The sequence below is a fragment of the Pseudomonas sp. BIGb0558 genome, assembly GCF_024807515.1.
Taxonomy (GTDB): Bacteria; Pseudomonadota; Gammaproteobacteria; order Pseudomonadales; family Pseudomonadaceae; genus Aquipseudomonas; species Aquipseudomonas yamanorum_A.
On record NZ_JANUEW010000044.1, the window covers coordinates 32,249 to 46,194 of the forward strand.

Annotated in this window: 13 protein-coding genes; 8 read left to right on the forward strand and 5 right to left on the reverse strand. The window is 62.7% G+C overall.

Annotated elements, in window-relative coordinates:
* The first annotated feature begins 221 nt into the window (after positions 1 to 221).
* The gene (locus M2400_RS29500) at positions 222 to 1,532 is read left to right on the forward strand and encodes an MFS transporter (protein ID WP_177046983.1); all 1,311 of its coding nucleotides are present in this window, start codon (positions 222 to 224) and stop codon (positions 1,530 to 1,532) included.
* Positions 1,533 to 1,628: 96 nt separating this feature from the next.
* Here M2400_RS29500 and purT read toward each other — a convergent pair whose 3' ends face one another.
* The 5 genes from purT to M2400_RS29525 all read right to left on the reverse strand — a co-directional run bounded on the left by purT (position 1,629) and on the right by M2400_RS29525 (position 4,948).
* Entirely contained in the window at positions 1,629 to 2,810 is a 1,182-nt protein-coding gene (gene purT, locus M2400_RS29505; RefSeq protein WP_169387190.1) for a formate-dependent phosphoribosylglycinamide formyltransferase, read from the reverse strand.
* A 70-nt stretch (positions 2,811 to 2,880) separates the two neighbouring features.
* A complete protein-coding gene (locus M2400_RS29510; protein WP_003209599.1) occupies positions 2,881 to 3,348 on the reverse strand; it encodes a hypothetical protein in 468 nt (155 codons plus the stop codon).
* Positions 3,349 to 3,569: 221 nt separating this feature from the next.
* Positions 3,570 to 3,785 carry a DUF1289 domain-containing protein gene (locus M2400_RS29515; RefSeq protein ID WP_177046985.1) on the reverse strand — a complete coding sequence of 72 codons (216 nt, stop codon included), beginning with the start codon at positions 3,783 to 3,785 and terminating at the stop codon, positions 3,570 to 3,572.
* Complete coding sequence (locus M2400_RS29520) at positions 3,782 to 4,306, reverse strand: gamma carbonic anhydrase family protein (protein WP_177046987.1); 525 nt, start codon at positions 4,304 to 4,306, stop codon at positions 3,782 to 3,784. The genes M2400_RS29515 and M2400_RS29520 overlap by 4 nt, the downstream gene beginning before the upstream one ends.
* 39 nt (positions 4,307 to 4,345) lie before the next feature.
* Positions 4,346 to 4,948 (reverse strand): CoA pyrophosphatase, encoded by a 603-nt coding sequence (locus M2400_RS29525; RefSeq protein WP_177077459.1) that lies wholly within the window; start codon positions 4,946 to 4,948, stop codon positions 4,346 to 4,348.
* Between the two features lie 146 nt (positions 4,949 to 5,094).
* On the opposite strand from M2400_RS29525, the gene M2400_RS29530 reads away from it, so the two are divergent.
* The 7 genes from M2400_RS29530 to nagE all read left to right on the forward strand — a co-directional run bounded on the left by M2400_RS29530 (position 5,095) and on the right by nagE (position 13,609).
* Positions 5,095 to 5,643, forward strand: a complete 549-nt coding sequence (locus M2400_RS29530) for an NUDIX hydrolase (RefSeq protein WP_259196352.1) — start codon at positions 5,095 to 5,097, stop codon at positions 5,641 to 5,643.
* A gap of 43 nt (positions 5,644 to 5,686) precedes the next feature.
* Positions 5,687 to 6,190: a murein L,D-transpeptidase family protein gene (locus M2400_RS29535; protein WP_177114775.1), complete on the forward strand. Its 504-nt coding sequence runs from the start codon at positions 5,687 to 5,689 to the stop codon at positions 6,188 to 6,190.
* A gap of 263 nt (positions 6,191 to 6,453) precedes the next feature.
* Entirely contained in the window at positions 6,454 to 7,212 is a 759-nt protein-coding gene (locus M2400_RS29540; protein WP_076017517.1) for a GntR family transcriptional regulator, read from the forward strand.
* A 10-nt stretch (positions 7,213 to 7,222) separates the two neighbouring features.
* Positions 7,223 to 8,329, forward strand: a complete 1,107-nt coding sequence (gene nagA / locus M2400_RS29545; RefSeq protein WP_177077463.1) for an N-acetylglucosamine-6-phosphate deacetylase — start codon at positions 7,223 to 7,225, stop codon at positions 8,327 to 8,329.
* The gene (locus M2400_RS29550; protein ID WP_177047003.1) at positions 8,310 to 9,332 is read left to right on the forward strand and encodes an SIS domain-containing protein; all 1,023 of its coding nucleotides are present in this window, start codon (positions 8,310 to 8,312) and stop codon (positions 9,330 to 9,332) included. The genes nagA and M2400_RS29550 overlap by 20 nt, the downstream gene beginning before the upstream one ends.
* Positions 9,333 to 9,368: 36 nt before the next feature.
* Positions 9,369 to 11,876: a phosphoenolpyruvate--protein phosphotransferase gene (gene ptsP, locus M2400_RS29555; protein WP_259196351.1), complete on the forward strand. Its 2,508-nt coding sequence runs from the start codon at positions 9,369 to 9,371 to the stop codon at positions 11,874 to 11,876.
* 74 nt (positions 11,877 to 11,950) lie between these two features.
* Positions 11,951 to 13,609: an N-acetylglucosamine-specific PTS transporter subunit IIBC gene (nagE, locus tag M2400_RS29560; RefSeq protein WP_405046184.1), complete on the forward strand. Its 1,659-nt coding sequence runs from the start codon at positions 11,951 to 11,953 to the stop codon at positions 13,607 to 13,609.
* The last annotated feature ends 337 nt before the right edge of the window (positions 13,610 to 13,946 follow it).

Here is a 13,946-nt window from a genome sequence, read left to right on the forward strand (position 1 = left end):
CCCCTTGTTGGATCCACAAACCCCTTCCTATAATCGGGGCGGCTTACCCAAGCCCCGCCCGACCGCGTGCTACCCGCACTGAGCGTGTCCAGGCACCGCTTTATCGTGTCTGAACGGTGTTTGCTCCCATCCCGAGCCGCCCCGCGCACAACCCTGATCCATGGGTGTTCGACCAATAATAATCCGCGTCCAAACGCGCAATGACCGTCAGGGATACCTTCATGAGCACCACCTATAACGAGGCAGCGACCGCCGCCCCGACCAACTCGACGGCCCGGGTCGCCACCGCGAGCATCATCGGCACCGCCATCGAGTTCTACGACTTCTATATCTACGCGACCGCCGCAGCACTGGTGATCGGCCCGGTGTTCTTCCCGCAAACCTCCGGCACGGCGCAGATGCTTGCCTCGTTCCTGACCTTCGGCATTGCGTTTATCGCCCGGCCGTTGGGTTCGGCGCTGTTCGGGCACTTTGGTGACCGGATCGGCCGTAAATCGACGCTGGTCGCCTCCTTGCTGCTGATGGGCGTGTGCACCACGCTGATCGGCTTGCTCCCCGGCTATGACAGCATCGGGGCCTGGGCGCCGATCCTGCTCTGCGTGCTGCGTTTCGGCCAGGGCCTCGGGCTTGGCGGCGAATGGGGCGGCGCGGCGTTGCTGGCCACCGAGAACGCGCCGAAGGGCAAGCGCGCCTGGTTCGGCATGTTTCCGCAACTGGGGCCATCGATTGGCTTTCTGGCGGCCAACGGGTTGTTCCTGATCCTGGCCATGAACCTGAATGACGAGCAGTTCCGCAGCTGGGGTTGGCGCATTCCATTCATCCTCAGCGCGGCGCTGGTGATGGTCGGCCTGTATGCGCGGCTCAAACTGCATGAAACCCCGGTGTTCGCGAATGCGGTGGCCAAAGAAGCGCCGGTGAAGGTGCCGCTGGTGGAGCTGTTCAGCCAGCATTGGCTGCCGGTGCTGCTGGGCGCCGCGTCGATGGTGGTGTGTTATGCGCTGTTCTATATCACCACGGCGTTTTCCCTGAGCTATGGCGTGTCCACCCTGGGCTACAGCCGTGAAACCTTCCTCGGGTTGCTGTGCTTCGCGGTGCTGTTCATGGGCGCGGCGACCCCGCTGGCGGCGTGGGCAAGCGACCGTTACGGGCGTAAGCCGGTGCTGATTGTGGGGGCGATCCTGACCATCCTTTCCGGCTTCACCATGGAACCGTTGCTGACCCACGGTTCAACCTGGGCCGTGGCCCTGTTCCTGGCGCTGGAGCTGTTTTTGATGGGCGTGACGTTTGCCCCGATGGGCGCGATGTTGCCGGAACTGTTTCCGACCCGCGTGCGTTATACCGGCGCTTCGGCGGCGTATAACCTGGGTGGGATCGTGGGTGCGTCGGCGGCGCCGTTCTTCGCGACCAAGCTGGTAGCGATGGGCGGTTTGAGTTATGTCGGCGGGTATGTGTCGGCGGCAGCGGTGATCAGCTTGATTGCTGTGTTGTGCCTGAAAGAGACGCGCAATAACGATTTGAATCGCGTTAGCTGATAGACCGCCATCGCGGGCAAGCCCGACTCCCACATTTGAATGTATTCACAAATCAAAATGTGGGAGCCGGGCTTGCCCGCGATGGGCGCGACTCGGTTACAGCTCTACAACAACCGCCTTCGAAGCACGAGTGGCCTTAGCCCGGGCAGCCTCAATCGACTCATCCCGCGCCAACGCCACGCCCATGCGGCGCTGACCGTTCACTTCCGGTTTGCCAAACAGGCGCAACGCCGTATCCGGCTCGCTCAAGGCTGCGCCCAGGTTGGCAAACGCAGTCTGGGTCGACTGCCCTTCCACCAGAATCACCGCCGAAGCCGAAGGCCCGAACTGACGGATCAACGGGATCGGCAGGCCAAGAATCGCCCGTGCATGCAGGGCAAACTGCGACAAGTCCTGGGAAATCAGGGTCACCAGACCAGTGTCATGGGGGCGTGGCGAGACTTCGCTGAACCACACTTGATCGCCTTTGATGAACAGCTCGACACCAAACAGGCCACGACCACCCAAGGCCTCGGTTACCGCTTTGGCAACGCGCTCGGATTCGGCCAGTGCAATCGGGCTCATGGCCTGTGGCTGCCAGGATTCCTGGTAGTCACCCTTCTCCTGACGGTGGCCGACAGGCGCGCAGAAGGTGGTGCCGCCGATGTGGCGCACGGTCAGCAGGGTGATTTCGTAATCGAAGTCGATAAAGCCTTCGATGATCACCCGGCCCTTGCCGGCTCGCCCGCCTTCCTGGGCGTAATCCCAGGCTTTTTGCACGTCATCCGCGCTGCGCAGCAGGCTCTGGCCCTTGCCCGACGAACTCATTACCGGCTTGACCACACATGGGAAACCCAAATCGGTGACGGCCTTGCTGTAGTCCTCGAAGGTGTCGGCGAAGTGGTACGGCGAGGTCGGCAGGTCCAGCTCTTCAGCCGCCAGGCGACGGATGCCTTCGCGGTTCATGGTCAGCAAGGTTGCGCGGGCGGTCGGGATCACGGTGAAGCCTTCGGCTTCCAGCTCAACCAGGGTCGCGGTGGCGATCGCTTCGATTTCCGGCACGATGAAGTGCGGCTTCTCGGCTTCGATCACAGCACGCAGGGCGGCGCCATCGAGCATGTTGATCACGTGACTGCGGTGCGCGACCTGCATGGCCGGCGCGTTGGCGTAGCGATCCACGGCAATCACTTCAACGCCCAGGCGTTGCAGTTCGATTACCACTTCCTTGCCCAGCTCACCGCAGCCACACAGCATTACGCGGGTCGCGGTTGGCGACAATGGAGTTCCGATTCGGGTCATCTCAGGTCCTCAGGGGAGCGGATCATGGTGGAGAAAGGCCGGCATTTTACATGAACTGTAAAGATTGGCTTCAGTTGGCGACGCGCTGCCGGCGCAAACGCCAGGCCATGGCCAGCCACACCACGGTGACGCCGGCGAATTTCGAGACCAGCGCAGTGCCGGCCACGGCAGGCGTGAGCGCGCCGATCAGGCCGAAAAAGATGAAGGTATCGAGGGGGATGCTCAGCGCCGAACTTATCCACAGGCGATCATGGAGCGGACGCTTGGTGATGCTGAACACCAGCCAGTCGATGCACTCGGACACCGCAAACGCCGTGGCGCTGGCCAGGGCGATGGACGGATCGGAGGTGATATAGGAGAGCACCAACGCCGCCAGCATCGCGATGATCGCGCCATGGCCGAAGCGGGTTTGCACCATGTCCCGCAGGACAAACACCAAACCACCCCAGGCAGACCAGATGACGTCCAGGTGCGGGGCGGTGGAAAAGGCAAAGTTGATCAGCACGACACTGCTGATGTAGGCAATCAGGAAGAACATGGGGCGAGGGACCTGTGAACAAGGGGCACAGGGTACTGCACAACCCGTCAATGTGGCGAGGGAGCTTGGTGGCGAGGGAGCTTGCTCCCGCTGGGGCGCGAAGCGGCCCTGAAATGGGCGAGCCTGGTGTATCTGAAGGAAGGCAGTCGTCTGATTTGGGGCTGCTTCGCAGCCCAGCGGGAGCAAGCTCCCTCGCCACAGAAAAGCAGTCCACCTGCAGATCAGGCGCCGGACTTTCCCGGAATCATCCACATCAACCCACTCGCCTTCGCCCGCTCATGACACAACCCCAGCACCACCCGGCGCTCGGTGTTGTCCATGCGACTCCAGCGGGTGATTTCATCCACCGTCCGCTGGCAGCCCGTGCAGATATCATCGTCATCCAGCGCACAAATGCTCACGCACGGCGACGCTACCGGCCGTTCAGATAAGGTCATTCTTCCTGCTCAACCAGGTCACGGGCATAACGCTGCGAGTTATGCACATAGTGCGCGGCGCTGGCCTCGAGCATTTTCTTCTGCACATCGGTCAGCTCCCGAACCACCTTGCCCGGCGACCCCATCACCAGCGAGCCATCCGGAATTTCCTTGCCCTCGCCAATCAGCGAATTGGCGCCGATGATGCAGTGCTTGCCGATCTTCGCCCCGTTGAGGATCACCGCATTGATGCCGATCAGGCTGTAATCGTCGACGGTGCAGCCATGCAGCATGGCGTTATGGCCAATGGTCACGCCGGTGCCGAGGGTCAGCGGGTAGCCCATGTCGGTGTGCATCACGCTGCCGTCTTGCACGTTGCTGTTCTTGCCGATCAGGATCAGTTCGTTGTCGCCACGCAACACCGCGTTGAACCAGACGTTGGCGCCCTCCTCCAGCTTGACCTTGCCCACCAGCGTGGCATTCGGGGCCACCCAGCTGTCGGGATGGGTTTCGACTCGGGCGTCGCCCAGGCGGTATTTCATAGGTGGATCCTCACGGCGGAAACGATGGCCATCTGGCTCTTAGGTATTGATGAAGCTTTTCGGTGGTCGATGCAGGCTGATGTCGGCATCGTCATAGAGCAGATTGATCAGCTCTACAATCATGATCGCCGTCAGGCCCCAGATCTTGTACTCGCCAAACCGGTAACTGGGCACGTACCAACTGCGGCCCTGGTAATCGATACGGTGGGTATGTTCGCGCGGGTCCTGGCGAAAAAACTCCAGGGGCACGCTGAAAACAGCGGCGATCTCGGCGTCATTCGCCAGGTATTCAACGTAATCGGGGATAACGCCTACATAAGGCGTGACACGGATACCGTGCAGGGAAATCAGCGGGCTCAACGGGCCGATAACTTCCACCAGGCCCGGCGGCAGGCCGATCTCTTCTTGCGCTTCGCGCAGCGCGGTAAAGATCAGGTCCGGGTCTTCCGGGTCGCGGCGACCGCCAGGGAACGCCACTTCGCCGCCATGGGTGGATAACCCGCTGGCGCGCAAGGTCAGGATCAGCTCGGGTTCGTCACTGCGGGTGATGGGCACCAGTACCGCCGCTTCCGGGAAACGACCGTCGGTCTCCAGCGTGTGGGGCGTATGATTGCTTACCCGGCGAAGTAGCTCGTCCAGCATGAGTCATCTCGGTCTGTTGGCTACCTTGCATCATGCACCAAACCTTGCGCCCGCCCAACCCCAAAACCCTGGCCATGTCGCTAAACGACAACTTGCAGCCCATACCCGGTCACGCCAAGATAGGCGCACTCTCCAGGAACCCCAGCATGAACTTCTGCAGCCAGTGCGGTAAACCAGTCACCCAACGCATTCCCGAAGGCGACGCACGCCTGCGTTATGTCTGCGATCACTGTCAGACCATTCACTACCAGAATCCCAATATCGTCGCGGGCACCGTGCCGGTGTGGGGCGATCAGGTGTTGCTGTGCCGCCGCGCGATCGAGCCGCGCCTGGGTTTCTGGACCCTGCCCGCCGGCTTCATGGAAAACGGCGAGACCGTCGAGCAAGCCGCCATACGCGAAACCATGGAAGAAGCCTGCGCCCGGGTGCGCAACTTGAGCATCTACACCCTGATCGACGTGCCGCACATCAGCCAGGTGCACATCTTCTACCGCGCCGAGCTGATCGACCTGGACTTTGCCGCAGGCCCCGAAAGCCTCGAAGTGCGCTTATTCGATGAAGCCGACATCCCTTGGTCAGAGCTGGCTTTCCGCACGGTCGGGCGTACCTTAGAATGCTTTTTTGCTGACCGCCGCCAACAGTCGTATCCGGTGCGCAGCGAGTCGGTGCCGCCACTGACCCAACTGGCCAAATAACAACTCCAGGCGGCACGTAGTCTTCTCAGGGGATACCGTTTTAATGCGTTGGTTGCTTGCTCTGATCTGTCTGTCGTTTGCCACGCTGTCGCCAGCCTCCACCCAAGTGATCCTGGGCGGCAAACCCGTCGAGAAAATCCTGGTGCTCAAGTCCGCCCATCAGTTGCAACTGATCAACGACGGCAAGCCGATCAGAACCTATCGCATCTCCCTGGGCAAAAACCCCAAGGGCACCAAGCTGATGGAAGGCGACCGTCGAACCCCGGAAGGCTTCTACTGGATCGACTGGCGCAAGACCAGCGACCGCTTCAACCTGGCCATGCACATCTCCTACCCCAACATCAGCGACTCCGCCCGCGCCCGCCGCGAAGGGGTCAAGCCCGGCAGCATGATCATGATCCACGGCACCCCCGACGCCGAGGACTACCCCGAAGAGCTGTTCCACACCCTGGACTGGACCGATGGCTGCATCGGCATGCGCAATGTCGACATGCGCGAAGTCTGGAACCTGGTCAAAGACGGCACCATGATCGAGATTCGTCCGTAATTTCCCGCCGCCCGTAAAATAATTCGAAAAAAAATCCTGCCCCGCGCAGCGCTTGCCGGTGAATACCAGTTCACCCCGGCAAGCTGCGCGCTTCTGCCCGCGATAAAGACCTCTCTAATACCACTTGATCTGGCGCACTATTAAGGCGCCCGCAAACGCTCGTCTGCACCGTTTTCGCTGCATTGACATGGTATTTAAGTGGTATTAGCTTGCGATCACTACCGGGCGACAACACTCCAATAACCGCATCGGAAACCGACACAATGAACCCCATCCTGGCCCTGCGCCCCGACGATAAACAATCGACGCCGCTGTACCTGCAACTGGCCCGCAACCTGGAAGCCGCGATTCATGCCGGCCAGTGGAAATCCGAGCAGGCATTGCCCTCGGAGCGCGCCCTCAGCGAGCAACTGAGCATTTCCCGGGTGACTGCCCGCAAGGCGCTGGAAGTGCTGTTCGAACAAGGCCTGATCCGTCGCAGCCAAGGCTCCGGAACCTTCATCACGCCGCGCCTGGAACAGCCGTTGTCGCGCCTCTCGGGCTTCAGCGAAATGCTCCGGCTCAAAGGGTTTGTGCCGACGTCCCAATGGCTGGAGCGCGACATCACCCAGCCCACCCATGAAGAATTGATCCGCCTGGGCCTGTCGCCCAGCGACAAGGTCGCGCGCCTCAAGCGTTTACGTAAGGCCGACGACACGGTGATGGCGATTGAAATGACCGCCATGCCCGCCTCTGTCCTCCCGCACCCGCAGGCCATCGGCAATTCGCTGTACGAATACCTGGAAAGCATCGGCAAACCCATCGTGCGCGCCCTGCAACACATCCAGGCAATCAACGCCTCGGACGAGTTCGCGGCCCTGGTGGGCATCGCCCCCGGCACCGCCATGCTGCTGATGACGCGGGTGGGCTACACCGCCGACAACACCCCGATTGAAATCACCGACACCTACTGCCGCAACGACTACTACGACTTTGTCGCAGAACTGCGCCGCCACGACTATTCCGCTGAACTGCGAATTTAGAGAACTGCCCATGTCCGAAGACAATATCCTCACGCCCCACGGCTGGATTCGCGGCCGCCTGGTGCACCAGCACGGCAAGGTGACTGCCGTTGAAGGCAGCCCGTGCGACCCGGCTGACAACGACCTGCCCTACCTGCTGCCAGGCTTTATCGACCTGCACGTACACGGCGGTGGCGGCAAAGACATCATGGAAGGCAGCGACGCCTTTCAGACCATCACCCGCACCCACGTACGATTCGGTACCACCTCGCTGCTGGCCACCACCATGACCGCGCCGGTGGACGAAATTTCCCGCGTGCTCGGCGAGATCGGCACCTATTGCGAAAGCCGCCCCACCGGCACCGCCCGAGTGCTCGGCGTGCACCTGGAAGGCCCCTACATCAACCCCGGAAAACTCGGCGCGCAACCGAACTTCGCTCACACGGCGTTGATGGCCGAAGTCGAGGAATACCTGCGCCTGGCGCCGATCCGGGTGATCACCATTGCCCCGGAAATCGCCGGCCACGACGGCCTGATCCGCGCCCTCAGCGAACGCGGCGTGCGCATGCAGATCGGCCACACCCTGGGCAGCTATGAAGAAGGCGTCGCCGCCCTCGCCGCCGGTGCCACCAGCTTTACCCACTTGTACAACGCCATGAGCCCGCTGCATCACCGCGAGCCCGGCATCGTCGGCGCGGCCCTGGCCCATGCCAAATACGCCGAACTGATTCCCGACCTGCTGCACGTGCACCCCGGCGCCATGCGCGTGGCGCTGCGCTCGATCCCGTGCCTGTACTGCGTCACCGATTCCACCGCCGCCGCCGGCATGCCCGACGGCGAATACAAGCTGGGCAGCCACACCGTGACCAAATGCCTGGGCGGCGTGCGCCTGGCCGATGGAACCCTGGCCGGCAGCACCCTGACCATGGACCAGGCGCTGCGCAACCTGGTGAAGATCGGCCTGCCCATCAACGAAGCCTCACAACGTTTGTCGCAATTTCCTGCGGACTACCTGGGCCTGGAAGAACGCGGCCGCCTGCAACCCGGCAGCTTTGCCGACTGCGTGCGCCTGGACCGCTCCCTGCACCTCACCGACGTAATGGTCGAAGGAGAAACCATTGACTTCAAAAATGCTTGAAGAGGCCCTGGCCTCCTGTGAGGCCGTCGAGGCTCAACTGCAACGCCTGGACCCGCTGCTGGTGGAAGTCGCCGGCCGCCTGCGCCGCCAGCCGCCACAGGTAGCGATGACCATCGCCCGTGGCAGTTCGGACCACGCCGCCAGCTACTTCGCCTACCTGACCATGCAGCACCTGGGGATTCCGGTGGCGTCGTTGCCGATGTCGGTGGTGACCATGCTGCAATCGCCACTCAAGGTCAGCGGGCAAGTGGCGTTCGGTTTCTCCCAGTCGGGGCAAAGCCCGGACCTGGTCAACAGCCTGCGCCTGTTGCGCAAACGCGGCGCCTTGAGCATCTCGATGGTCAATGCCGAAGACTCACCGCTGGAAGCCGCCTGCGAATTCCACGTGCCATTGTGCGCCGGGCCGGAACGCAGCGTCGCCGCCACCAAAAGCTTTATCGCCACCCTGAGCGCCAGCGCTCAATTGATTGGCCACTGGAATCAGGAAGACGAGTTGCTGCAAGCCTGTAAGGCATTGCCCGACGGTTTGCGGGAAGCCGCCAAGCAAGACTGGAGCGTGGCCATTGACGCCCTGCGCGATTGCCAACAACTCATGGTGATCGGCCGTGGCGCCGGTTTTGCCATCGCCCAGGAAGCCGCGCTCAAGCTCAAGGAAACCTCGGCGATCCAGGCCGAAGCCTTCAGCAGTGCCGAAGTGCGCCACGGCCCGATGGCCCTGATCGACGACAACTACCCGCTGCTGGTCTTCGCCCCCCGTGGCGCCGAACAAGCCGGCCTGCTGAGCCTGGCCGCCGACATGCGCCAGCGTGGCGCCCGCGTGCTGCTGGCCGCTCCCGACGACATCGCCGAACGCGACCTGAGCCTGAGCCGCGCCGAACACCCGGCCCTGGACCCGATCCTGGCGATCCAGAGCTTCTACGTGATGGCCGCAGGTTTGGCCGAGGCCCGGGGCATGGACCCCGACCAGCCACGTCACTTGAGCAAAGTGACCCGCACCCACTGAGTCGATTGCAGCGTTTTCCTGATGAGTACCGTGCCCATGTCCAACAACAATAAAGACCTCACCCTCAGCGCTCCCCTCAGCGGGCCGGTGCTGACCCTGGGCAACGTTCCCGACGAAGTGTTCGCCAGTGGCGCCATGGGCGACGGCATTGCCATCGACCCGCTCAATGATTGCCTGCACGCGCCGTGCGATGGTGTGATCATCCATGTCGCCCGCACCGGGCATGCGCTGACCATTCGCGCCGACAACGGTGCCGAATTGCTGATGCACCTGGGCATCGACACGGTGGAACTGAATGGCGAAGGTTTTGCGCTGCTGGTCAAGCAAGGCGCGCGGGTCAGCAAGGGCCAGGCGCTGGTGCAGTTTGACCTGGACCTGATCGCGCGCCGGTGCAAAAGCCTGGTCAGCCTGATCATCCTGACCAACAGCGAGTTGTTTGAGTTACGGCCGATCACCCTGAAGTCGGTGAGGGTGGGCGAGCCGCTGCTGCATGTGGTTGCGCGGCTGGCCGGGGCCGCGAAAGTGCTTGATGAGTCTGTCACTGAAGCCAGCGCGACCCTGCGCATCACCCATCGCGGCGGCCTGCATGCACGCCCTGCAGCCTTGGTGCGCAAGACGGCGCAGGCATTCAGCAGCCAGTCACAGCTGCATTTCGCCGGCAAGACAGCGTCGTGCGACAGCTTGATCGGCTTGATGGGCCTCGGGATTGGCGAGCAGGACGAGGTGCAGGTCACCTGTCGCGGCAAGGATTGTGAAGCGGCGCTGCAAGCCCTGATTGCCGCGCTGTCGGTGGCAGTTGGCGAAGAACATCACGCGCCAGTGGTCATTGCCCCGCGCCTTGCAAATACCGAAGCCGGTGTACTGCAAGGCGTGTGCGCCGCGCCCGGCCTGGTCTGTGGCCCGCTGTTCCGCCTGAACGGAATCGAGCTGCCGGCAGACCCGGGCAGCAACGTCCCGGATGAACAACTGCAGCACCTGGACAGTGCCCTGGAACAGGTGCGCGGCGAAATCCGCCACACCCTGGACCAGGCCCGCCAGCGCAAGGATGTGGAGGAAGAAGAGATCTTCGCCGCCCACCTCGCCCTGCTGGAAGACCCGACACTGCTGGAGGCCGCCACCACTGCTATCGAACACGGCAGTGCTGCCACTCACGCCTGGCGCGATGCGATCCAGGCCCAGTGCGCGGTGCTGCTGGCCCTCGGAAAACCGCTGTTCGCCGAACGTGCCAATGACCTGCGGGACTTGCAGCAACGTGTGCTGCGGGCGCTGTTGGGCGAGGCCTGGAATTTTGATTTGCCGGCCGGCGCGATCGTGTCCGCCCATGAGTTGACCCCGTCGGATCTGCTGCAACTGAGCAAACAACACGCCGTCGGCATCTGTATGGCCGAGGGCGGCGCGACCTCCCATGTGGCGATTCTGGCGCGGGGTAAAGGCTTGCCGTGTGTGGTTGCGCTGGGCACCGAATTGCTCGACGTGCCCCAAGGCCAGCGGGTGGTGCTGGATGCCGCCAACGGTCGGCTGGAACTGACGCCGGATGATGCGCGCCACACTCAGGTTCACCAATTGCGCGACGCACAGAAACTGCGGCGCCAGCAGCAACACACCGAGGCTCAAGGTTCAGCCAGTACTCAAGATGGCGTGCGTATAGAAGTGGCGGCGAATGTCGCCTCCAGCACCGAAGCCCAGTTGGCCTTTGAGAACGGCGCCGACGGCGTCGGCCTGCTGCGCACCGAGTTTCTCTTCGTCGACCGCCGCACCGCGCCCGATGAACAGGAGCAGCGCCAGGCCTATCAAGCCGTGCTGGATGCCATGGGCGACAAGTCCGTGATCATCCGCACCATCGACGTCGGCGGCGACAAGCAACTGGACTACCTGCCGCTGCCGTTCGAGACCAATCCGGTGCTGGGCCTGCGGGGCATTCGCATGGCCCAGGTGCGCCCGGAACTGCTGGACCAGCAACTGCGTGCCCTGCTGCAAGTCTCGCCGCTGGAACGCTGCCGGATCCTGCTGCCGATGGTCAGCGAAGTCGACGAACTGTTACAGATCCGCCAGCGCCTCGATGAGTTGTGCACCGAGCTGGAACTGACCCAACGCCCCGAGCTGGGCGTGATGATCGAAGTGCCCGCCGCCGCGCTGATGGCCGAACAACTGGCCGAGCACGCGGACTTCTTGTCCATCGGCACCAACGACCTGTCCCAGTACACCCTGGCCATGGACCGCGACCACGCCGGCCTCGCCGCCCGGGTCGACGCCCTGCACCCGGCGCTGCTGCGGCTGATCGCACAGACCTGCAGCGGCGCCGCCAAGCATGGGCGCTGGGTGGGTGTGTGCGGTGCGCTGGCGTCCGACCCGCTGGCCACGCCGGTGCTGATCGGCCTGGGCATCAGCGAGCTGTCCGTGAGCCCGCCGCAAATCGGAGAAATCAAGGACCGTGTCCGCCACCTGGACGCAGCCCAATGCCGGCAACTGAGCCAAGGCCTGCTTAACCTGAGCAGCGCCAAAGCCGTTCGCCAAGCCTGTCAACACCACTGGCCGCTGAGCTGAAAACAACAAGAATAGGGAGACACGCCGTGTACCAATATTTTATCGAAGGGCTGCAACGCCTGGGCCGTGCGCTGATGCTGCCGATCGCGATTTTGCCGATCGCCGGCCTGCTGCTGCGACTGGGCGACACCGACTTGCTGAACATCGCGGTGATGCACGACGCCGGGCAGGCGATCTTCGCCAACCTGGCGCTGATCTTCGCCATCGGGATTGCCGTGGGTTTTGCCCGCGACAACAACGGCACGGCGGGCCTGGCGGGGGCCATTGGTTACCTGGTGATGGTCTCCACCCTCAAGGTGATGGACGCCAGCATCAACATGGGCATGCTCGCGGGCATCGCCAGCGGCTTGATGGCGGGTGCGCTGTATAACCGCTTCAAGGACATCAAGCTGCCGGAGTACCTCGCATTCTTTGGCGGGCGACGGTTTGTGCCGATCGTCACCGGGTTCTCGGCGGTGGCGCTGGGGGTGATCTTTGGGCTGATCTGGCCACCCGTGCAGCAAGGCATCAACAGCTTCGGTGTGTTGCTGATGGAAAGCGGCAGCTTTGGTGCGTTCGTGTTTGGGGTGTTCAACCGCCTGCTGATCGTCACTGGCTTGCACCATATCCTCAACAACATGGCGTGGTTTGTGTTCGGCACCTTCACCGACCCGACCACGGGCGCGGTAGTGACCGGCGACCTGACCCGCTACTTTGCCGGCGACCCGAAAGGCGGCCAGTTCATGACCGGCATGTTCCCGGTGATGCTGTTCGGCCTGCCGGCGGCGTGCCTGGCGATGTACCGCAATGCCCTGCCGGAACGGCGCAAGATCATGGGCGGGATTTTCCTGTCGATGGCGCTGACCTCGTTCCTGACCGGGGTGACCGAGCCGATCGAATTCGCCTTCATGTTCCTCGCGCCGTTCCTGTACCTGGTGCATGCGCTGCTCACCGGGTTGTCGATGGCGATCACCAACATGCTCAACATCCACCTGGGCTTTACCTTCTCCGGTGGGTTTATCGACATGGTGCTGGGTTGGGGCAAGTCCACCAACGGCTGGCTGGTATTCCCGGTTGGGCTGGCGTATGCGTTGATCTACTACAGCGTGTTCAATTACTGCATTCGCCGGTTCAACTTGAAGACGCCGGGGCGTGAGGATATTCAGGTGGTGCAGGCTGAGGCCATGACTGATAACCAACGGGCCGGGGCTTACATTCGTGCGCTGGGTGGTGCGGAGAATTTGCTGAGTGTGGGGGCTTGCACGACGCGCCTGCGGTTGGACATGGTGGACCGCAACAAGGCGGTAGATGCCGAGCTGAAAGCGCTGGGTGCCATGGCGGTGGTTCGGCCGGGTAATGGCGGGAGTTTGCAGGTGGTGGTCGGGCCGATGGCGGACAGCATTGCCGATGAGATTCGGTTGGCCATGCCTTCCTATGTTGGGGTAACTCCGGTCGCTGCTGCGCCGGTTGAGAAGAGCACGCCGGTGAATGTGCATGAGGCCGAGAAATGGCTGAGTGCGCTGGGCGGTCGGGGCAATGTGCTGCAACTGGACGCGGTGGCGATGACGCGGCTGCGGGTGGAGTTGGGGGATGGTTCGGCGTTGTCCGAGTCCCAACTGACGGCGCTGGGTTGCCAGGGTGTGAGCCAACTTGAGAGCGGTGTTTGGCACTTGCTGATTGGTGACAAGGCGTCAGGCTTGGGTGAGGCGCTGGAGCGGTTGGTCAGTGGCCGCGAAGCCGTAACCGGCGCCTGACAACATTGTGGCGAGGGAGCTTGCTCCCGTTGGGCTGCGCAGCAGCCCCAATAAGAGCGCCGCATTTTTTCAGGTAGAACTCTGTGGCAGGTTTTGGGGCCGCTTCGCGCCCCAGCGGGAGCAAGCTCCCTCGCCACAGGGTTACGGCCTTTAGCAAAGAAATATGTCCATGCCGGGGCCGCCTGTTCAGGCACCTTACATAAATTCAGCGTTGGCCTGCAGGAACCCGGGGCGCCCGAGGTGGCGCTATCGCAGGCAAGCCAGCTCCCACATTTGATCGCCACCAGACATGGCAACTCGGTCAAATGTGGGGCCCGGGTTTGGCCGCGAAGCCGTA